Raw genomic sequence first — 20,101 nt, forward strand, 5'->3', positions numbered from 1 at the left:
TTGCGCAGGTACTACAGTGATTGCATTATCCACTGTTTTAGCTGCACCTCGCTTAACGCGCCAGAAATACGATTTACCTCTTTACCCTGTTTAAACATAATCAAAGTAGGAATGCTACGAATACCCGCTGTTGCTGAAATCTGCTGTGCAACTTCGGTATTCACTTTCGCAAACAAGAGACCAGGAGATTGGGCAGCCACTTGACTAAACACAGGTGCCATCACTTTACACGGACCACACCAACTCGCCCAAAAATCGACGACCACGGGCAAGTCATTGCGCTCTATGTATTTGTAAAAGTGAGCATCATTTAACTCTACTGGCTGAGCAGCGTAGACCAAAGACCGGCACTTTCCGCATTTTGCGTCTGTGTAGGTTTTATCTTGTGGGATGCGATTTATAGCAAAGCAATGACAACAAACTAGGTGCATAACAATACATTTTCTCTTCAATATTTAAAATCAATAGCACATACTAGGTGCCGATGAAAAACCATTACCACAGTATTATAAAACAATACGGTAAGATTAGTTTAACCACATTACCGGCTTAACTACTTAAATAGGGATCTTTATGTTATTTGAAAGTGAAATAATAGAACGAAACCACGTTCAGATTATCGGGCAGGGGGAGCAAACCTTAGTGTTGGCCCATGGATTTGGTTGCGACCAAAACATGTGGCGTTACTTAGTGCCCTTTCTCACTCAAGAATATAAGATCGTGTTGTTTGACTACGTTGGTTCTGGCAATTCTTTAAAATCAGCTTACGACGCGTCAAAATACAGTCTGTTAGAAGGTTTTGCCCAAGATATTATCTATATTTGTGAAACTTTAGCGTTGCAAAATATTACCCTAGTTGGCCACTCGGTAAGCAGTATTATCTCCTCTATCGCTGCGGTACAAAGGCCCGAACTTTTTACTAATATTGTGATGATTTGTCCCTCTCCTTGTTTTTTAAATGATCCACCTGATTATTTTGGCGGATTTGAAAAAGAGGATTTACAAGAGTTAATGAATTTAATGGACCAAAACTACCTTGGCTGGGCGAATCATTTAGCGCCACTGGTGATGGGTACAAATAATTCTGAAGTGTTGACCCAAGAACTTGCCGATAGCTTTTGTTCTACTGACCCCGTTATTGCCAAAAACTTTGCCAATGCCACCTTTTTCTCTGATTATCGCTCTCTACTACCTAAAATAAGCCTGCCAGTTTTATTACTACAAAGTCAGCAAGACACCCTAGCAAGTTTGGCCGTAGGTGAGTACATGCAAGAAAACATCGCCGATTGCCAGAAAATTGTTGTTGAGGCGTATGGGCACTGCTTACACATGACCCATCCCGCTATCGTGGCACAGCACATTGAGCATTATCTGCGAGACAATCATCTTGAATGACTTTGACTATAACCATTTCCCTGCGGGTCTGTTGATCACAGATGAAAATAAACACATTGTTTTTGCTAATGATTATTTTTCTGATGAGCTTCATTGGCAAAACGGTAGCTTAATCGGTAAAAAACTCGAAACCTTACTCACCAAGTCTTCAATGATTTTTTACGAAAGTTATGTGGTGCCGCTATTGATGGTTGAGAAACGCTTTCAAGAAATTCAATTAAGTGTGCTGACCGCAAGCGGTGAGAGAATGCCAGTTCTGGTTAATACGCGAGTTATTCAGCAACAAAGTGAGTTGGTTTACTGGAGCTTTTTTTCTGCCTCGAATCGCATTAAATTATACCAAGAGCTCATTGAAACCAGAAAAGATCTCTACGCACAAACAGAAACGCTGAAAAAATTAGCGATTACAGATGAGCTTACTGGGCTGTTTAATCGACGAGAGTTACAAACCCGAGCAAACCACAATATTGCCCGCAGCAAACGCTTTGTATCCCCCTTGGCCTTGCTCATTATTGACGTTGATCACTTTAAAAAAGTAAACGATAAATTAGGTCACGATCAAGGCGACTTAGTCTTAGTTGAATTATCAAAAACCTTAACATCTCTATCGCGCGAATTAGACACCGTCGCCCGTTTTGGCGGTGAAGAATTTGCTATTTTGGCTCCAGACACCAGCACTGAACAAGCCTTTATTTTTTCACAGCGAATCCACGAAGTAATCAGTACTAAAGTGATGGCTGAGCAGGTTATTACGGTAAGCATTGGGATCGCGGCCTTGGATGATACCCAAAACAAAACCTTTCATGAGCTTTTCGTCGCAGCAGACACCGCCTTATACCAAGCAAAAAGCGCTGGTCGAAACCAGTCAGTAATGTATACAAAAAACATCAATTAGATATAAGTGCTCATAGTTAAAGGCCTGCTAGTTTGCCAACATAGCAGCGAGCTTATGCAAGGTATTTAAGTTCCTCGCTGTGGTATCTATCCCTAAACATTTGTCTATTTTTGCCACCAATTTTGAGCGCCCAATACCTTGGGGAGCAAACAAATACAGTCCGTGAGAAGTCAGTTCATAGGCCTCAGTGGGTGATTTAAGCGGCGCCAACTTGCTTAAGTCAGCGCTCGTCAATGCTTCATCGACAAAGAAAAAATGCACTTGTTTGGCTTCTGTCATTAGGCTGGAATAAGGGTTACTGGCGACGATTTGGCTAAAGTCTTTTGCCAAAAACACCATCACCTTTGCATAAAAACCGCAGTGCTGTTGAATGAGAGCTGACAAATCAGCGGCAAGCTTGTCTCCCTCCGTAGCAATATGTTTAAAAATCACATTGCCACTTTGAATGTAGGTTTTTACGTCTTGGTAGCCTGCCTCCGTCATAATGTGACATAAGGTTTTCATCGCCACTAGGTTGTTGCCGCCAACATTAATACCACGTAACAAAGCCACCCACGTTTGCATCTTAATGTGCCCGCAAGTAACGTAAAGCTGCTTGCAGCATTTGCGGGTGTAACGGATTGGCCTTAGGAATAGAGCAAGCATCGCTTGGTTCAACGCCATTCATATCGTAATGCATATCAATGAGTTGCTGTTCACTGATAACAAGGTCGGCGTGACACACATTTTCCGTTTGCGGAATGTCGAAAAATTGATTATCACCTTGATTGTACGCCATCAGATCAGTGACCCCTCGAATTAAAGTGGTGGCGTCAGCTTGCGAGTGAGCAACAAAAAGCGGCAGGTTGAGGGGATGTTTAGCTTCTATCAGCTCACGCACTGACATGATGACATCCACTAACTGAAACGCAGCGAAGGTAGAGACCGAGGGATATTTAACAGGATTGCGCCCTTGGGTTAGGTAATCACCGTCTAATTTTTTAGCAATCCACCTCATGCCCCACACATCAGCCAACATTTCCGCCTTTGATTCTAATCGCAACGCGCCACTAAATAGCATTAATCCCTGCAATTTTTCTGGATGTAGCAGAGTATATTCAGTCGCGAGGGCTCCACCTGTAGAAAAACCACCAATAAAGGTGTTTTCAGCTAAGCCATCAGCAAGGGCAACCACGTCGGCGACATGTTTACGCCAGCGATTGGCTAATTCTGGATCTTCCATGATTTTATCTGCATCAAGTAAACCATGACCAGGGAGTAAGGCAACGACTACGTTATACCCCTCACCGTAGAATGCTTCTGCCACAGAGCGTAAAAAAAACGGTGAATCGCTCAAACCGTGAAACAAAACAATGACTTTTCCAGTGGGCTTGCCATGATGCAATATATACGGCGCATTGCCGTCATTTCTAAGGGCACTGGAACAGACTGAAAATCGCGTGCTAGAGGCTTGACTGCATCCTTGAGTACTGCCTAACTCGGTTTGGTAAAGTTGTTCAAAACGATTAAAAACGGGTTGTAATTCTTGAGCATGGGAGACAGTGGTAAAGCCACTTAGAAAAAGCATAAGGCTTACTAAAGAGAAAACTAATTTCATACTTGGTGTCTTAACAGATAAATATTGCCTTACTATAACGAGGCTTTACTGATTTCGCTATGGCTATCAATCGGCTTTTCCTTGTGCAAAAAAAAGGGCGCCTTATAAGGCGCCCTTTTTCATTGTTGATATAAACGATTAAGCGAAGTAAGCCGCTAAGTCGTCACTGCCGCCAATGTGTTTACCACCAATGAATACTTGTGGCCATGTTTCTTTACCTGATAACGCTTTTAATGAGGTAAAGGAGACTTCTTTACCCATAACAAGCTCTTCGTAGGGGTAACCTTTCTCATCTAGTAGGTTTTTTGCTTTTGCACAAAATGGACACCCAGGTTTTGACAAAATAGTCACCGGCAATTTCTTCACTGCATTTGGTGCAATGTAGTCAAGCATGGTGTCAGCGTCAGACACTTCAAAGGGGTCGCCAGGCTTGTTGGGTTCGACAAACATTTTTTCGACTACGCCATCTTTCACCAACATCGAATAGCGCCAGCTACGTTTACCGAAACCAAGATCTGCTTTATCAACTAATAAGCCCATACCTTCAGTAAATTCGCCGTTACCGTCTGGGATCAAAGTCACATTTTCAGCTTCTTGATCAGCAGCCCAGGCGTTCATTACAAACGTATCGTTTACCGACATACAAATAATGTCATCGACTCCGTTGGCTTTGAAGGTGCTTGCCAATTCGTTATAACGGGGAAGATGGGTTGAAGAACAAGTTGGGGTAAAAGCACCGGGTAATGAAAACACCACAACGGTTTTACCTTTAAATAACTCAGCTGAAGTACGTTTTACCCACTCATCATTCACGCGCATAGCAAAAGTGACTTCGGGTACAGCTTGACCAGCTTTATCTTGAAAATTTGGATTAGACATGGTTTTCCTCGTTTAGTTAGGTTAATCAGTATTTAACATTAAATCAGTGAGGCTAGAATAACGATTCAATGTGACAAAAGATAAGGGATAAAAACGATGCTTGTAATAGAAAAAATAGATTTAAAATAAAAAATTAATCAAATTTAATGAACAAATCTACTGAAAAAAGTCATCTCCTTTTTCCGCTAACATGGCCTCAATATCTTCTATATCGGGTAAAGCGATGGTCTCATGGTCTTTATTTCCCCCACTGGGTATCGCCTTTTCTTCATTAGCCCACTCGCCTAAATCGATGAGCTGGCATTGTTTTGAACAAAACGGCCTGAAAACACTCGCCGATGACCACTCGACTGCTTTCTTACACATTGGACACGCTACATTCATGATTTAACAACACGCTAATTGAAAAGGAACGGTGGCATCAACCCCACTACTCCCCTGAATCGTTGGGGTAAAAAGGGTAAATCGTATTGCATACCGATATTTGTTGCCGCTAAGCATAGGATAATAACCTTGGTCCGTGAAACTCACTACGCGAATTAATTCATTTTTGTCTTCAGCAAGGCCTTGATAAAAACCTTTCTCGGCATTGTGTTGCACAAAACGCCCTCGCTCACGCAAGAAGGATAGCGTTATTTCAATGGCTTCTTTAATCGGATTTAACTCTTGCATCCAAGTATTTACGTTTTTAAGTTTCTCAGCATTAGCTTGCTGCAACCAGTAGTGCAAATTTGGTAGGTCAAAACTACAGGTACCACCAGGGATGCTAAACCGCTGACGAATAGACGACAGAAAACGTTCTTCTTTTAAATCAGCCCCAATTTTTTTATTGCCTTTGAGGGATTCTCTCAAACGTAAGATCTTTTTCAGTGAGGCTTGCAGTGCATCATTATCAATATTGGGGTGCTGCGACCAAATCACTAAGTTTTTTTCATGTTGCTCAATATCTTTTAATACGTCGTTGCGCAAATCAAGGCGCTCTAGTAGGTCGAGCATGGTAAATAGTGAGCTAAAAAAATTGATAAATTGCCAATTTTCAGTGGCTACATTGGCATGTACAAGCTGCTTAAAAAGCTGCTCTAGGCGCAGATACGTTCTGACCTTTTCATTGAGCGGAAATTCGTATATCGCTTGTGACATAAAGACTCTTTAGTTGTTTTTATCGAAAATAAGTGGAATTTTATGGTCTCAGAGTCGAGACAAGCTAACATTGTAAAGAATTTTTAAGCAAATCAATAGGCCGATATAACGAATACCACGCCTATTCACTAACATTGTTGCCTATGCGGACTCGGCTAATGATAAATACAGTTGGTGTAGCTGTGCCACTTTTTCGATTAATTCTTGTTCAGAGCCTTCATTTTCTATCACATCATCGGCCACGGCTAAACGTTGTTCACGACTGGCTTGAGCCCGCATGATAGCAGATATCTGTTCAACATTGCTGTTATCTCTAAGCACGGTGCGCTGTAACTGAGTGGCTTCACTCACATCGACTATCAGTACCCTGTCCACCGTTTTATATCCCTGATTTTCGACCAATAAGGGCACACTCAAAATACAATAAGGCGAACTGGCCCCTTGGGTTTGTTTTTGCATTTGCTCTCGAATTAGCGGGTGGAGCAGCTGATTAAGCCATTCTTTCAGATCTGGCTGAGTGAAAACCAGCTGTCTTAGTAAAGCGCGATTGAGGTGGCCATGATTGTCTAAAATATCTTGACCCAATTTAGCCACAATCGCATTTAGACCAAGAGTTTGAGGCGCAACGACCTCTCGAGCTATCACATCGGCATCGATAATATCGATACCTAGTTCGGCGAATAGATTTGTAACGGTAGTTTTACCGCTGCCAATTCCTCCGCTCACCCCCACTACATAAGTGCTCATCGCACTATCCAGGCAAGGTATTGGCTTACAAACCAATCACCGTTAAGTAAGGTTAACCAGCCTGCAGCAGCTAAATAAGGCCCAAAGGGTATAGGCTGACTTTTGTCGCGGCCTTGAATTAAAATCAAACTGATACCGACAATGGCGCCAACTAAGGACGATAATAAAATCACCACAGGTAATTGTTGCCACCCTACAAAAGCGCCTAAAGCCGCTAACAGTTTAAAATCACCATAGCCCATGCCTTCTTTGCCAGTGAGCAACTTAAAAGCCCAATACAGCGACCATAAACACACATACCCCACGGCAGCGCCAATGATGGCATCTGCACTACCAACATACACACCACTGATACTGGCCAGTAAACCAATCCACAACAGACTTAGGGTTAATTGGTCGGGCAATAACATCTTGTCTAAGTCAATGAAACTCATCGCAATTAACAACCAAGTGGCAAGCACGGCCAGTAAAGCGGCTGGCCCAAAGCCGAAATGCCACGCAGCAACCGCGCTCAGAACAGCGCTAAGCAACTCAACGAAGGGATAACGAATAGAGATACTATTTTGGCACTGACTACATTTGCCTCTGAGCCATAACCAGCTTAATACGGGGATATTTTCCCAAGCTCTGATTTTGTGTTGGCAGCTGGGGCAAGTTGAATCGGGCTTGACCAGATTAAAAGCTTGAGTTTGGCTGGTATGAGAGGCTTGATCAGGGTGTAAATAACTTTCACATTCTTGGCGCCATGCGCGCTCCATCATAATAGGTAGGCGATATATCACCACATTCAGAAAACTACCTACCAACAAACTGACCACAAACACCGTGCCAATAAAATAGGCGGGTGATTCGCTCATGAGTTGTATCATTGCATTCATCGTTGAAAACTTATATCAGTGAGAGAAAAACGCCATAGCTTGCCAGAAATACTTGCCCCAAGCCATGGGTCGTTATTATTTGTATGTTGTTGAAGGCCCTACAGGGAGCGAATAAAAAAGTATTGCGGCTATATCGCGGCCCCTACTGAGTATGAACATAAGTGGCTCTGCACTTTTTATATTACATTGCCCATTTCAAATATTGGTAAATACATCGCAACAATTAAGCCTCCAATAACTACACCTAAAACAGCCATAATCATCGGCTCTAACAAGCTGGTTAAACCATCAACTAAGTCATCTACCTCTGCCTCATAGATAAAGGCAATTTTACTTAGCATTTCATCAACTGCCCCCGCCTCTTCACCGATGGCGATCATTTGCACCACCATTTCTGGAAAGACACCCGTTGAGCGCATAGCAACATTCATTTGAATACCGCCAGCCACTTCTTTTTTCACAAATAAAATGGCATCGCGAAAAATCGCATTACCCGCAGCACCTGCAGCAGAATCTAAGGCGCTGATTAGTGGAACACCCGCGGCAAAGGTGGTTGACAAAGTACGGGTAAATCGAGCCACGGAGGCTTTTTTGAGTATTTCGCCAATCACCGGAATTTTAAGCAGTTTCGCATCCACTGAATCACGTAATTTTTTTGATTTTTTATGGGCCCGTTTAAATAAATAGCCTGCTACAAATAGCCCCGCACCAACAAACAAACCGTTGTCTTGCATAAAACGGGAAATCACTAAAACAAATTGGGTAAAGGCAGGTAATTCAGCGCCAAAGCTACTGAAAATTTCTTCAAACTGTGGCACTACAAAAATAAGCAATATCGTAGTAACGATAAAAGCCACGGTAATAACCGCAATGGGGTAAAACATGGCTTTTTTAATTTTAGACTTTAAGGCTTCGGCCTTTTCTTTGTAAATGGCAATACGGTCGTAAATGGTTTCAAGGGCGCCAGACTGCTCACCGGTTTCAACTAAATCACAGTACAAATCATCAAATTGCTCAGGGTGTTTGCGTAATGAGTTAGATAAGGGGTTACCGGCTTTTACTTCGTTGCTGATCTCAGCCAACATTTTGCGCATTTTTACATTGTTATGACCTTGGGCGATCATATCAATGGATTGGATCAACGTCACACCCGCACTGAGCATGGTAGCTAACTGGCGCGATACCACGGCAATATCCATGGGCTTAATTTTTTCAGCCCCTTTACCAAATAAAGGTGTGCTGAGCTTTTTAACTTTTTTGGCAGAGATACCTTGCCGGCGCAATTGATTTTTGGCTTCTAATATCGAGGTAGCTGATATCTCACCTTTAACCGCCTGACCACGTTTATTAGCGCCTGAATATTCATACGTAATGGGAGCTGTAGCCATGATTTATTTCACTCACTAAATTAGTCATTAATAATCAAAAAAGCCCGGAGAATCCGGGCCTGTTTGCAATACAAAATCAGACTAACACAAGGTAGCTGGGTCACATACAGAAGCCCAAGTAAGGTTTCCGCTGGCAGTTAACGTTGGAGTCAAAGTATAAGTACCGTTACCAGTGATATTAGTTGCGTCAGTAGCTTTAGTGGCAGTGATAACACCATCAGCAGTAGTTACACCAACAATTCCAGCTCCAGCTGCGATAGTAGCGGGTACTCCATTTACACCAGCATCACAATCAGCTAGAGCTGCCCCCATCTGTTTACATATTTCAACAGCAGTTTTAGCTGCAGACGTCGCATTAGTCACTTCAGTGAAACGCGCTTTTTCAGTATAAGATTGATAAGCAGGCAATGCGATCATGGCCAAGATACCGATGATGGCAACAACAATCATTAATTCGATTAACGTGAAGCCGCCTTGTTTTTTTACGTTGTTCATTTGAGTCATGTTCATGGTGTTTTCTCCAACACTTTATTAGTGCATTAGGGTTTTACAAGTTTGTGCCAATCACAGTGCCCTGCTTAATGGCGTTCTTTAAATTCCTGTTCAGTATAGAACGACTTAACATTCTGACAAGTATGCAAAAATATACTCAAGTCTAAAGTATGAAAATGAACTCAATTTACTGCGATGCAATAACCCGCAACGATAAGTCAATAGCCGCCACGTTTTTAGTGAGCGCACCTGACGAAATATAATCTACCCCAGTGGCTGACAAGGCGTGTAAGCGTTCTTTAGTTACATTTCCAGATACTTCAAGTTTGCTGCGACCTTGATTAAAGTTAACCGCTTGTTTAATCAATTCGATACTGAAATTATCTAACATGACAATATCGGCCCCTGCATCAATGGCTTGAGTCAACTCATCTAAGTTTTCTACTTCCACCTCAACAGGTAGCTCAGCGTGTTGCAGTTTAGCCTGCGTCACCGCTTGCTTAATTGAGCCACAGGCCATTATGTGATTTTCTTTAATTAAAAATGCATCGTATAAACCGATACGATGATTAAAACCGCCACCGCACGTAACGGCATATTTTTGTGCGAGTCGCAGACCAGGTAAGGTTTTACGGGTGTCTAATAACTTCGTTTTCGAGCCCGCGAGTTCAGCTACGCAGGCCGCTACTTGTGTGGCAGTGGCGCTTAGGGTTTGTAAAAAGTTTAAGGCCGTTCGTTCTGCGGTCAAAATCGCCCGTGCGGCGCCACTGACTTGAAAGATGGCTTGATTAGGCTTGAGCTGCTCACCATCTTTGGCAAACCATGTCACCTTTATATTGGGGTCGACTTGCAAAAAGGTTTCGTTTACCCACTGCGCGCCAGCGAGCACGCAGGGCTCCCTTGTAATCACTTCGGCCTTTATCATTTGAGTACTTGGAATTAAGTTAGCGGTAATGTCACCCGTCTCAATTGACTTGCCACCTAAATCTTCGAATAAGGCAAAACTCACCGTTTGTTTAATATGATCTTGTAACATGTTTTCTCTTTTTAAATGTGGGACTCGTTACTACCTGCTCCTAACATCTGATGCTGGTAAATGAGGTGGTATCAAGCAATGACACGTTCTATGTTAACGCTTTTTAGCGGCTAAGGCCGCTTCTACAAAGAACGCAAAATTAACCACTGCCCTTTTTGGGTAAACTCTAGCTGCCGAAGTGCGCTCATGCCTAACAAAATCTCATCACTTTGATCCGATGGATTGATACTGGCTTTAACATCAAACAACTGAATATCACCGATAGCAAGCTGAGCGATAGACGTTTGGGCAACATTTATCACGCCATTAGCTGTTTGCACAGGATAAAAGGCCCCCGCCTTTAGTTGTAATCGATTGGCTAAGTGTTGAGGTACAGAGACATGGGTAGCACCGGTATCGAGTAAAAACACCACCGGCTCATGGTTAACTGTACCATTTGTCACGTAATGGCCACTGCGGTTTTGCTGCAGTTTAACTTCTATTACGCCTTTATCGTTAGCTGATATTGGTTGACGATTTGGATTAAACTGCGCTTCTAATTGCTCATCGAATACCAAGACCAGCAAGGCTAAACCAGATATCCAAGCAAAAACCATCATCCACTTTCCCATACTACTTTGTTGCTCAGACAAGGGGGCTCCTATGCAAAAATTGCGTGTCGCTTGACTTAAACTTCGTGCTGTTTGCTATGATAGCTGCCTGAAGATACTTTTAGAAGAAGCCAGCTTATCAATCATTCATCTCACTCGAATTTTTACCCCTCTGCTTTACAGTGCGTGACGAGTCATTATGATGACAGACCCGACCCTCAGGATGTCTCTTTGTTGGTTATTCATAATATTTCCTTGCCGCCTGAGCAATTTGGCGGCAAGGAAATCGAAGCGTTTTTTTGCGGAAAATTGGATAAAAGTCGACATCCGTATTTTGAACTTATTGCTGACATGCGAGTTTCTGCCCATTGTCTAATAAAACGCAGTGGCGAAGTTGTGCAGTTTGTGCCCTTTAACCATCGTGCTTGGCATGCAGGCAAGTCGAGTTTTCAGGGGCGCAGTATCTGTAATGATTATTCGATTGGTATTGAATTAGAAGGGGCTGATCATATTGCCTATACCAATGCGCAATATGCAAGTTTGCTTAAATTAAGCCACTACATAATGGCTCTTTTTCCTCATATAACCTTAGCCCGCATCGTCGGACATTGTGACATTGCCCCACTACGCAAAAGCGATCCAGGAGTTGCCTTTGATTGGCCTTTGTTTCGCCAAGGTCTTAGTGCCCTTTAATCAATGATAAGTGTTATATTGAAGCCCTTATTTAATTTGGAGAAAATGTCTTATGACAATAATCAGTTTGCTTTTGGTCTTACTGGTTGAGCGTGTAACAACAAAATCGCGTTATTGGCAATTTGAGTTCTATTTTAATCACTTGTTTTCGTCTTTAACGACAAAACAAAATGCCGATTCTACTAACACTTATGGCGGCTTAGCCTTAATACTCGTTCCGCCCATCGTTGTTTTTGTGTTGGTGCAATATCTGGCCGCAGGTCTCATAGCATTTATCATCAGTACAGCAATACTAATGGTTTGCGTAGGGTGTCCTGCTGTTCGTGCAACCTATAAATGTTTTTTACAAGCAGCAAATCGCGGCGACTTAGAAGCATGTAGCCTTTACGCCGAACAATTGAGCAATGACGACGAAGGCATGGAATCTTTTGGTCGTAACTTGGTGTGGCAAAACTACCTGCATTATGCCGCCGTTATTTTATGGTTTACTGCTCTTGGCGCTGCTGGCGCTCTACTTTATGTATTGGCAAGAGAAGTCAACAAACAACTTCAATCCACTCAACAGCCCGGTGCATCAGTGATCCAACAGGTAATGCATATTTTGGATTGGCTGCCAGTGAGGATCACGGCTTTAGGCTTTTTGTTAGTGGGCCATTTTTCTCGAGCATTTCCAACGTGGCTCAGTTATGTACTAAATCCTCATATCAGCGCTAAAAACTTACTACTTGATGTCGCAAGACAAGCCGAAGAAATTGAACTAGATGAAAATGATTGTACAGAAGAACCGTGTACCTTGGTTCGATTAGCCAAGCGAAACGTCAAGTTTATTTTAGTTGCGATTGCCCTTTTAACCTTAACGGGCTGGATAAATTAGCTGATCAGACCACTGCCAAACCTCAACTAAATTGGATATAAATCAAGGTGATGCAACTGAATATCAGCTAAACATCATCTAGATTTATAAACCACTATTTACTCGACTTAAAATGTCTAATAAGCTAGTGGGCTAAATGGTCTTACCAATTTACCAAGGTTACTACGTCAGCCTTTATACTGATAAAGGTAACCTCTAGGGTGGCAATGCGCAAAGTTCAATCAAGAAAATTATCCGACGATATTATGGAGCAGATTGAGTCCATGATACTCGAAGGTACGTTTTTGGCTGGGCAAAAACTCCCCCCTGAACGAGAACTTGCTGAGAAATTTGCGGTATCACGGCCCTCTGTGCGTGAGGCCATTCAAAAATTAGAAGCAAAAAATCTGGTTGAGCGTAAACAAGGTGGTGGCACATTTGTTAAACCCAAATTAAATGAGTTAATCACCGACCCGTTATTATTGCTGCTGTCTGACAGACCAGAGATGCAATTTGATTTATTAGAGTTTCGTCATGCTCTAGAGGGTATGGCAGCATATTATGCCGCTTTACGCGGACAACCTGACGATTACACGGCTCTGAAAAAAGCCTTAGTCGATTTGCCTCTCGGTGCTAACTCTGCGGACAAAAGTATTGAAGCAAAGGCACTTGTTAGTTTTTATCTGACAATGGCCGGGGCAGCGCATAACCTTGTTTTATTGCACGTTATGCGCAGCTTACAAACAATGTTGCAAGACAACATTCAACGAAACTTAGAGGTACTATCTGCTCATTCTGATGCACAACTGATGATCAATCGACAACGAGAGAAAATTGTTCAGGCAATTTTGTCTGGTGATCCAGAGCAAGCTCGTCAGGCTAGTAATGAACATTTAGCTTTTATAGAAGAAACCTTGTTGAACATTAATCGACAAGATATGCGTATGCAACGTGCTTTGCGTCGTATAGAAGTGAAGTAAAGGTACGAATACTAAACAACTTATTGAAAATAGATGCCAATATAGGAAATTAAACTATCCTTGTAGGCTTTAATAAGTTCACCATTAACAAACTAAAATAGGAAAGCACCATGGCTGATATGATGCATTCGGATGTGGATCCACAAGAAACCCAAGAGTGGTTAGACTCGCTAGAAACTGTATTAGAAGAAGAAGGCGTTGAACGTGCGCATTTTCTCCTAGAGAGTTTGATTGAAAAAGCGCGTCGCAATGGAGCACATTTACCTTACGATGCAACAACTGCTTATTTGAACACTATCCCTGCAGGTCAAGAACCGACTATGCCTGGTGACCAGACTATCGAAACCAAGATCCGTAACGCGATCCGGTGGAATGCGATGATGATGGTAGTTCGCGGCTCCAAAAAAGACCTTGACCTTGGTGGCCACATTTCTAGTTTTGCTTCTTCTGCCATGTTGTATGATGTTGGTTTCAACCACTTTTTCCGCGCACCAAACGAAAAAGATGGCGGCGACTTTTTGTTTGTTCAAGGCCATGTATCTCCTGGTATTTATTCGCGAGCCTTTATTGAAGGCCGTTTAAGCGCAGACCAACTTGATGGCTTTAGACAAGAAGTCGACGGTAAAGGTTTATCAAGCTACCCCCACCCTAAATTAATGCCTGATTTTTGGCAGTTCCCGACCGTATCAATGGGCTTGGGACCAATGCAAGCTATCTACTTAGCGCGCTTCTTAAAATACTTAACTAACCGTGGTTTAAAAGACTGTTCTGAACAGCGCGTGTGGTGTTTTATGGGTGACGGTGAAGTTGATGAGCCAGAAAGCTTGGGCGCTATCGGCCTTGCAACTCGCGAAGGTTTAGACAACTTAACGTTTGTGGTTAACTGTAATTTACAGCGTTTAGATGGCCCAGTGCGTGGTAACGGTAAAATTATCCAAGAACTCGAAGGTACCTTCCGCGGCGCTGGCTGGGAAGTATTTAAAGTCATTTGGGGTCGCTATTGGGATCCGTTATTGGCCCGTGATACCTCCGGTAAACTACTTGATATTATGAACAACACCGTAGACGGTGAGTATCAAAACTACAAAGCCAAAGGCGGCGCCTATACCCGTGAGCATTTCTTTGGCAAATACCCTGAAACCAAAGACATGGTAGCTAACATGTCTGACGATGACATTTGGCGTTTAAATCGTGGTGGCCATGATCCAGTTAAAGTTTATGCCGCTTATAAACGCGCAACTGAAACCAAGGGCCGTCCACAAGTTATTCTTGCCAAAACGGTTAAAGGTTACGGCATGGGCTCTGCAGGCGAAGGTAAAAACATTGCACATAACGTGAAGAAAATGGATATGGAAGCGATACAACACATTCGCGATCGTTTTAATATTCCATTAAATAACGAAGAGTTGTCAGAATTTCCTTATTACAAGTTTGACGAAGACAGCGCAGAAATGAAGTATATGCGCAGTCGTCGTGAAGCCTTGCATGGCTATATGCCACGTCGTTTAGCAAAAAGCGCTGAAAACCTTCCAGCTCCACCATTGTCTGCCTTTGATGCCATTACCAAAGGCTCAGGTGATCGTGAAATTTCTACGACCATGGCCTTTGTACGTGTACTTACTGTGATGTTGAAAGACAAAAAAGTTGGGTCACGAGTTGTACCTATTATCCCTGACGAAGCTCGTACATTTGGTATGGAAGGTCTATTCCGTCAGGTGGGTATTTACGCTAACCAAGGGCAAAAATACGTGCCACAAGATGCTGACCAAGTTGCTTATTATCGTGAAGATACTAAGGGTCAAGTATTACAAGAAGGCATCAACGAGCTCGGTGCTATGGCATCTTGGGTGGCTGCAGGTACATCCTATTCAACCAATGATTTACCCATGATACCGGTGTATATCTACTACTCAATGTTTGGTTTCCAACGAGTCGGCGATATGGCATGGGCCGCTGGTGACAGCCAAACCAGAGGTTTTTTAATTGGTGGTACTGCAGGGCGAACCACACTCAATGGTGAAGGTCTTCAGCACCAAGATGGTCAGTCACATACTCAAGCATCGCTCATTCCTAATTGCATTACATATGATCCAACGTATGGGTATGAGGTGGCGGTTATTGTGCAAGACGGTATGCGCCGTATGTTTGAAGAGCAAGAAAACGTCTTTTATTACCTTACAGTCATGAATGAAAACTACGTACAACCTGCTATGCCTGAAGGCTCAGCAGAGGGTATCGTTAAAGGTATTTATCTACTGGATTCAGTGGGCAATAGCAAAAATAAACTGTCTGTCAAACTCTTGGGTTCTGGCACCATTTTGCAACAAGTACGCGCTGCGGCGACTTTACTTGACGAGAAATTTGGTATTAGTTCTGAAGTTTACAGCGTGACCTCGTTCAACGAATTAGGCCGTGACGGCTTAGATTGTGAGCATTACAACATGCTGAATCCAGAAGGGACAGAGCGCGTTCCTTACGTGACACAAGTATTGAACAAAGGCAGTAAAGGTCCAACGATTGCGGCGACTGATTATGTAAAAGCTTACACCGATCAGATTAGAGCATTTGTACCAGGCCAATATAAAGTGTTAGGTACTGACGGTTACGGCCGTTCGGACAGTCGCGAAAACTTGCGTCGTCACTTTGAAGTGGATCCTGCCTTCATTGCTATCGCATCAATACGTGAGCTTGTGAAAGCCGGTGACCTCGACAAAAAAGTCTTGGTTGACGCTTTGAAAGAATTTGCCATTGACGGCAACAAGATTAACCCGCTTTACGCATAACCGAATTGGAGACGATCAAAATGTCAGAGTTAAGAGATGTATTGGTACCAGATGTCGGTGGCGATGAAGTTGAAGTAATAGAAATATGTGTCGCTGTTGGTGACGACGTAGACGCAGAAGCATCACTTATCACCGTTGAAAGTGACAAAGCCAGCATGGATATCCCTGCTCCTTTTGGTGGCAAGATAAGTGATATCTTGGTGAAAGTGGGAGACAAAGTCAGTCAGGATTCATTGATCATGAAGATGACTGCTGCGGCTGCACAAGCCAGCTCTCAAAAATCAGAACCTGCCCCGACGAAAGATGCGGTTGAACCAAGCAAAAGTGAAGCTAAGGAAGAGCCTGCTAGTGCTCCCGCTTCGCAAGGTTCTGCTGAGGCTGAAGTTATTGAAGTAACCGTACCAGACATTGGTGGCGACACCGACGTGGACGTAATTGAAGTACTGGTTTCTGTCGGTGACAAAATCGATGCAGAAACAGGTTTAATTACCCTTGAAACCGATAAAGCAACCATGGATGTGCCTGCGCCAAAAGCTGGTGTGGTTAAAGAACTTAAAATTAAGGTTGGCGACAAGGTGTCTCAAGGCAGCTTAGTGCTTTTGCTTGAAGTAGCAGGCAGTGCACCGGCCACACCCGCAGCTGAGGCCGAAGCGCCAAAAGCAGAAGCAGCTCCGGCACAAACAAGTTCAGCGAATGAAGTCATCGAAGTTAGCGTTCCTGATATCGGTGGTGACACAGACGTCGATGTTATCGAAGTATTGGTGAAAGCTGGCGACAAAATTGACGCTGAAACAGGCTTAATTACCTTAGAAACCGACAAAGCAACCATGGACGTACCTGCGCCTAAAGCGGGTACGGTCAAAGAAGTGAAAGTGAAAGTGGGCGACAAAGTATCGCAGGGCAGCTTAGTATTATTGCTAGAGGTTGCAGGTAGTAGTCCTGCTCCGGCCCCTGCGGCTAAGGCTGATGCGGCCCCAGCTAAACCTGCTGTTGCTCCTGCATCATCTGCGCCGAAAGCGCCCCCTGTACCTCACCATCCTTCTGCTGGTGATATGGGTAAAGGCGGTAAAGTGCATGCATCACCATCAGTGCGTCGTTTAGCGCGTGAGTTTGGCGTAGATTTAATTCAGGTTAGCGGTACCGGCCCTAAAAAGCGGGTTCTTAAAGAAGACGTTCAATCCTTTGTTAAATATGAATTATCTCGTCCCAAAGCAACCAATAACTCAGTGTCTGCCGGCGGTTCAGGCGGTTTACAAGTTCTTGCAGCGCCTAAAGTTGACTTTAGTAAGTTTGGGGAAATCGAAGAAGTACCATTAACCCGCATTCAGAAGATTTCTGGTCCTAATTTACACAGAAACTGGGTCACGATCCCTCACGTTACTCAGTTTGATGAGGCAGATATCACAGCACTTGAAGACTTCCGTAAAGAGCAAAATGCCGTCGCTGAGAAACGTAAGTTAGGGGTAAAAATAACGCCTTTGGTGTTTATGATGAAAGCCGTAGCCGATGCAATGAAAGCCTACCCTGTATTTAATACGTCTTTATCCGAATCAGGTGAAAGCTTAATTCAGAAAAAGTATTACCATATTGGTATTGCGGTAGAAACGCCCGGCGGATTAGTGGTTCCAGTGGTGCGCGATGTTGATAAAAAAGGCATCTATGAGTTATCTCGTGAGTTAACTGAAATCAGTATTAAAGCGCGAGACGGAAAACTCAAAGCCGCTGATATGCAAGGCAGTTGTTTTACGATTTCAAGTTTAGGTGGAATTGGTGGTACGGCATTTACTCCAATTGTGAATGCGCCAGATGTTGCCATTTTAGGAGTATCTAAGAGTGAGATGAAACCTAAGTGGAATGGTAAGGACTTCGAACCACGTTTGATGCTGCCTTTATCATTGTCTTATGACCATCGCGTTATTGATGGTGCCGTTGGCGCAAGATTTGTCGTTCACTTGAGCAATGTGCTGGGTGATATTCGTCAAATGTTGTTATAACAAATATAAAAGAAATGGCGTGTTTTCACGCCTTTTCTTTGCTAACTCACGGGCGACTAGGTAGAATTTCGTCGCCCATACAAAGCAAATAAAAAATTTTAAAGAGATTGAGGTCACAATGAGCGAAATTAAAACCCAGTTAGTAGTATTAGGCGCAGGTCCTGGTGGATATTCTGCGGCATTTCGTGCTGCTGATTTAGGAATTGAAGCTGTAATCGTCGACGCCCGAGAGACACTAGGTGGTGTTTGTTTAAACGTAGGTTGTATCCCTTCAAAAGCCCTACTTCACGTAGCAAAAGTTATCGACGATGCCAAAGAAATGGCCTCCCACGGTGTAGTATTTGGTGAGCCAAAAATCGATTTAGATAAAGTACGCGGTTGGAAAGACAGCGTAGTAAGCCAGTTGACCAAAGGTCTATCTGGTATGTCAAAAATGCGCAAAGTGAAACACGTGCAAGGTTATGGAAAGTTTACTGGTAGTAATACTTTAGAAGTAGAAGGTAAAGACGGTAAAACAGTCATTACGTTTGACAACGCCATCATTGCAGCAGGTTCTGAACCGGTTAGCTTACCGTTTATCCCTAAAGATGATCCTCGCGTAATTGACTCGACCGGCGCCCTTGAAATGGCTGACATCCCTGAAAAAATGTTAGTGTTGGGTGGTGGTATCATTGGTTTAGAAATGGGTACGGTATACCGTGCTTTGGGTTCTCAAATTGATGTTGTTGAATTTTTAGATCAACTTGTACCTGCCGCAGATAAAGACGTCGTTAAGGTTTACCAAAAATTTGTTAAAGACAAATTCAATGTCATGTTAGAAACCAAGGTCACGGGTGTAGAAGCCAAAGATGATGGTTTATATGTGAGCTTTGAAGGTAAGCAGGCCCCTAGCGAAGCAGTACGCTACGACAAAGTATTGGTTGCTGTTGGTCGTCGTCCAAATGGTAAATTACTGGATGCCGATAAAGCCGGCGTTGCTGTTGACGACCGCGGTTTTATTAGTGTAGACAAGCAGTTACGTACTAACGTAAACCATATTTTTGCAATTGGTGATTTAATTGGTCAGCCAATGCTTGCTCACAAAGCGGTGCATGAAGGTCATGTTGCTGCTGAAGTTATTTCAGGCCTCAAGCATTACTTTGATCCTAAATGCATTCCTTCAGTTGCTTACACCGATCCTGAAATGGCATGGGTAGGTGTCACTGAAAAAGAAGCCAAAGAGCAAGGTTTAAAGGTTGAAAGTGCGACCTTCCCTTGGGCTGCTTCTGGCCGAGCAATTGCTTCTGGCCGCACTGAAGGCATGACTAAGCTTATTTTCGATAAAGATACTCACCGTATCGTTGGTGGTGCCATTGTTGGTATTAACGCGGGTGAGATGTTAGGTGAAATAGGTTTAGCGATCGAAATGGGCGCTGATGCAGAAGATATCGCATTAACCATTCATGCTCACCCTACTCTAAACGAATCTATCGGTTTAGCGGCAGAAATGTACGAAGGTAGCATTACTGATTTACCTAATCCGAAAGCGAAGAAAAAATAAACTTTTTCTAAGCACTCAATCACAAAGGGCCTGATTTCAGGCCCTTTTTTTTGCATAACTCAATTTACATCCCCCTCTTGTCCCATTCTATCAAGGTGTTTGTTAACCAACACTTGTAACAATTATTCACACTTTAAATACACAACATTTTGCAAGCTAAAGTCGCAAGCAGTAGACTCACTGCGATTTTTACTCTCACAATAATAAGAGCAAGAAGGTGT

Annotated in this window: 20 protein-coding genes; 8 read left to right on the forward strand and 12 right to left on the reverse strand. The window is 43.1% G+C overall.

Features of this window, described 5'->3' with window-relative positions; all coding sequences use genetic code 11:
- Positions 1-11: 11 nt before the first annotated feature.
- Positions 12-431 (reverse strand): thioredoxin TrxC, encoded by a 420-nt coding sequence (gene trxC, locus ACEN2L_RS16415; protein WP_441745242.1) that lies wholly within the window; start codon positions 429-431, stop codon positions 12-14.
- A 142-nt stretch (positions 432-573) separates the two neighbouring features.
- Between trxC and ACEN2L_RS16420 the strand changes: the two genes are divergently transcribed.
- Positions 574-1,395: an alpha/beta fold hydrolase gene (locus tag ACEN2L_RS16420; RefSeq protein ID WP_441745243.1), complete on the forward strand. Its 822-nt coding sequence runs from the start codon at positions 574-576 to the stop codon at positions 1,393-1,395.
- Positions 1,388-2,290 (forward strand): diguanylate cyclase, encoded by a 903-nt coding sequence (locus tag ACEN2L_RS16425; RefSeq protein WP_441745244.1) that lies wholly within the window; start codon positions 1,388-1,390, stop codon positions 2,288-2,290. The genes ACEN2L_RS16420 and ACEN2L_RS16425 overlap by 8 nt, the downstream gene beginning before the upstream one ends.
- A gap of 27 nt (positions 2,291-2,317) precedes the next feature.
- On the opposite strand, the gene ACEN2L_RS16430 is transcribed toward ACEN2L_RS16425, so the two are convergent.
- From ACEN2L_RS16430 to ACEN2L_RS16480, 11 genes are all read right to left on the reverse strand, one after another.
- On the reverse strand, positions 2,318-2,854 hold the full coding sequence (locus tag ACEN2L_RS16430; protein ID WP_441745245.1) for a DUF1697 domain-containing protein: 537 nt from the start codon (positions 2,852-2,854) through the stop codon (positions 2,318-2,320).
- Position 2,855: 1 nt separating this feature from the next.
- Positions 2,856-3,887: an alpha/beta hydrolase gene (locus ACEN2L_RS16435; protein WP_441745246.1), complete on the reverse strand. Its 1,032-nt coding sequence runs from the start codon at positions 3,885-3,887 to the stop codon at positions 2,856-2,858.
- Between the two features lie 138 nt (positions 3,888-4,025).
- Entirely contained in the window at positions 4,026-4,766 is a 741-nt protein-coding gene (locus tag ACEN2L_RS16440) for a glutathione peroxidase (RefSeq protein ID WP_306020383.1), read from the reverse strand.
- A gap of 156 nt (positions 4,767-4,922) precedes the next feature.
- Positions 4,923-5,150 (reverse strand): DNA gyrase inhibitor YacG, encoded by a 228-nt coding sequence (gene yacG, locus ACEN2L_RS16445; RefSeq protein WP_441745247.1) that lies wholly within the window; start codon positions 5,148-5,150, stop codon positions 4,923-4,925.
- 3 nt (positions 5,151-5,153) lie between these two features.
- Positions 5,154-5,906: a cell division protein ZapD gene (zapD, locus tag ACEN2L_RS16450; RefSeq protein ID WP_306020381.1), complete on the reverse strand. Its 753-nt coding sequence runs from the start codon at positions 5,904-5,906 to the stop codon at positions 5,154-5,156.
- 141 nt (positions 5,907-6,047) lie between these two features.
- Positions 6,048-6,653 (reverse strand): dephospho-CoA kinase, encoded by a 606-nt coding sequence (gene coaE, locus ACEN2L_RS16455; RefSeq protein WP_441745248.1) that lies wholly within the window; start codon positions 6,651-6,653, stop codon positions 6,048-6,050.
- A complete protein-coding gene (locus tag ACEN2L_RS16460; protein WP_441745249.1) occupies positions 6,650-7,510 on the reverse strand; it encodes a prepilin peptidase in 861 nt (286 codons plus the stop codon). The genes coaE and ACEN2L_RS16460 overlap by 4 nt, the downstream gene beginning before the upstream one ends.
- Positions 7,511-7,707: 197 nt before the next feature.
- Positions 7,708-8,919, reverse strand: a complete 1,212-nt coding sequence (locus ACEN2L_RS16465) for a type II secretion system F family protein (RefSeq protein ID WP_441745250.1) — start codon at positions 8,917-8,919, stop codon at positions 7,708-7,710.
- An 81-nt stretch (positions 8,920-9,000) separates the two neighbouring features.
- A complete protein-coding gene (locus ACEN2L_RS16470) occupies positions 9,001-9,429 on the reverse strand; it encodes a pilin (protein ID WP_441745251.1) in 429 nt (142 codons plus the stop codon).
- Between the two features lie 169 nt (positions 9,430-9,598).
- Positions 9,599-10,447 (reverse strand): carboxylating nicotinate-nucleotide diphosphorylase, encoded by an 849-nt coding sequence (gene nadC, locus ACEN2L_RS16475; protein ID WP_441745252.1) that lies wholly within the window; start codon positions 10,445-10,447, stop codon positions 9,599-9,601.
- Between the two features lie 122 nt (positions 10,448-10,569).
- Positions 10,570-11,079, reverse strand: a complete 510-nt coding sequence (locus ACEN2L_RS16480) for a retropepsin-like aspartic protease family protein (protein ID WP_441745253.1) — start codon at positions 11,077-11,079, stop codon at positions 10,570-10,572.
- Positions 11,080-11,175: 96 nt separating this feature from the next.
- Here ACEN2L_RS16480 and ampD point away from each other — a divergent pair, with 96 nt between their 5' ends.
- From ampD to lpdA, 6 genes are all read left to right on the forward strand, one after another.
- Complete coding sequence (gene ampD, locus ACEN2L_RS16485) at positions 11,176-11,730, forward strand: 1,6-anhydro-N-acetylmuramyl-L-alanine amidase AmpD (protein ID WP_441745262.1); 555 nt, start codon at positions 11,176-11,178, stop codon at positions 11,728-11,730.
- 52 nt (positions 11,731-11,782) lie between these two features.
- On the forward strand, positions 11,783-12,604 hold the full coding sequence (gene ampE, locus ACEN2L_RS16490; protein ID WP_441745254.1) for a beta-lactamase regulator AmpE: 822 nt from the start codon (positions 11,783-11,785) through the stop codon (positions 12,602-12,604).
- 206 nt (positions 12,605-12,810) lie between these two features.
- Positions 12,811-13,563, forward strand: coding sequence for a pyruvate dehydrogenase complex transcriptional repressor PdhR (pdhR, locus tag ACEN2L_RS16495; protein WP_306021531.1), 753 nt, complete (start codon positions 12,811-12,813; stop codon positions 13,561-13,563).
- A gap of 110 nt (positions 13,564-13,673) precedes the next feature.
- Complete coding sequence (gene aceE / locus ACEN2L_RS16500; protein WP_441745255.1) at positions 13,674-16,346, forward strand: pyruvate dehydrogenase (acetyl-transferring), homodimeric type; 2,673 nt, start codon at positions 13,674-13,676, stop codon at positions 16,344-16,346.
- A 20-nt stretch (positions 16,347-16,366) separates the two neighbouring features.
- Positions 16,367-18,340: a dihydrolipoyllysine-residue acetyltransferase gene (gene aceF / locus ACEN2L_RS16505; RefSeq protein WP_441745256.1), complete on the forward strand. Its 1,974-nt coding sequence runs from the start codon at positions 16,367-16,369 to the stop codon at positions 18,338-18,340.
- A 118-nt stretch (positions 18,341-18,458) separates the two neighbouring features.
- Positions 18,459-19,880, forward strand: coding sequence for a dihydrolipoyl dehydrogenase (gene lpdA / locus ACEN2L_RS16510; RefSeq protein ID WP_306021528.1), 1,422 nt, complete (start codon positions 18,459-18,461; stop codon positions 19,878-19,880).
- The last annotated feature ends 221 nt before the right edge of the window (positions 19,881-20,101 follow it).

Source organism: Flavobacterium sp. W21_SRS_FM6 (assembly GCF_052119645.1).
Lineage (GTDB): Bacteria > Pseudomonadota > Gammaproteobacteria > Enterobacterales > Alteromonadaceae > Paraglaciecola.

What these genes read in the sequence shown, in the direction of transcription:
- trxC (WP_441745242.1), bottom strand. Translation starts at nt 431, where the DNA reads ATGCACCTAGTTTGTTGTCATTGCTTTGCTATAAATCGCATCCCACAA.
- ACEN2L_RS16420 (WP_441745243.1), top strand. Translation starts at nt 574, where the DNA reads ATGTTATTTGAAAGTGAAATAATAGAACGAAACCACGTTCAGATTATC.
- ACEN2L_RS16430 (WP_441745245.1), bottom strand. Translation starts at nt 2,854, where the DNA reads ATGCAAACGTGGGTGGCTTTGTTACGTGGTATTAATGTTGGCGGCAAC.
- ACEN2L_RS16435 (WP_441745246.1), bottom strand. Translation starts at nt 3,887, where the DNA reads ATGAAATTAGTTTTCTCTTTAGTAAGCCTTATGCTTTTTCTAAGTGGC.
- ACEN2L_RS16440 (WP_306020383.1), bottom strand. Translation starts at nt 4,766, where the DNA reads ATGTCTAATCCAAATTTTCAAGATAAAGCTGGTCAAGCTGTACCCGAA.
- yacG (WP_441745247.1), bottom strand. Translation starts at nt 5,150, where the DNA reads ATGAATGTAGCGTGTCCAATGTGTAAGAAAGCAGTCGAGTGGTCATCG.
- zapD (WP_306020381.1), bottom strand. Translation starts at nt 5,906, where the DNA reads ATGTCACAAGCGATATACGAATTTCCGCTCAATGAAAAGGTCAGAACG.
- coaE (WP_441745248.1), bottom strand. Translation starts at nt 6,653, where the DNA reads ATGAGCACTTATGTAGTGGGGGTGAGCGGAGGAATTGGCAGCGGTAAA.
- ACEN2L_RS16460 (WP_441745249.1), bottom strand. Translation starts at nt 7,510, where the DNA reads ATGAGCGAATCACCCGCCTATTTTATTGGCACGGTGTTTGTGGTCAGT.
- ACEN2L_RS16465 (WP_441745250.1), bottom strand. Translation starts at nt 8,919, where the DNA reads ATGGCTACAGCTCCCATTACGTATGAATATTCAGGCGCTAATAAACGT.
- ACEN2L_RS16470 (WP_441745251.1), bottom strand. Translation starts at nt 9,429, where the DNA reads ATGAACATGACTCAAATGAACAACGTAAAAAAACAAGGCGGCTTCACG.
- nadC (WP_441745252.1), bottom strand. Translation starts at nt 10,447, where the DNA reads ATGTTACAAGATCATATTAAACAAACGGTGAGTTTTGCCTTATTCGAA.
- ampE (WP_441745254.1), top strand. Translation starts at nt 11,783, where the DNA reads ATGACAATAATCAGTTTGCTTTTGGTCTTACTGGTTGAGCGTGTAACA.
- pdhR (WP_306021531.1), top strand. Translation starts at nt 12,811, where the DNA reads ATGCGCAAAGTTCAATCAAGAAAATTATCCGACGATATTATGGAGCAG.
- aceE (WP_441745255.1), top strand. Translation starts at nt 13,674, where the DNA reads ATGGCTGATATGATGCATTCGGATGTGGATCCACAAGAAACCCAAGAG.
- aceF (WP_441745256.1), top strand. Translation starts at nt 16,367, where the DNA reads ATGTCAGAGTTAAGAGATGTATTGGTACCAGATGTCGGTGGCGATGAA.
- lpdA (WP_306021528.1), top strand. Translation starts at nt 18,459, where the DNA reads ATGAGCGAAATTAAAACCCAGTTAGTAGTATTAGGCGCAGGTCCTGGT.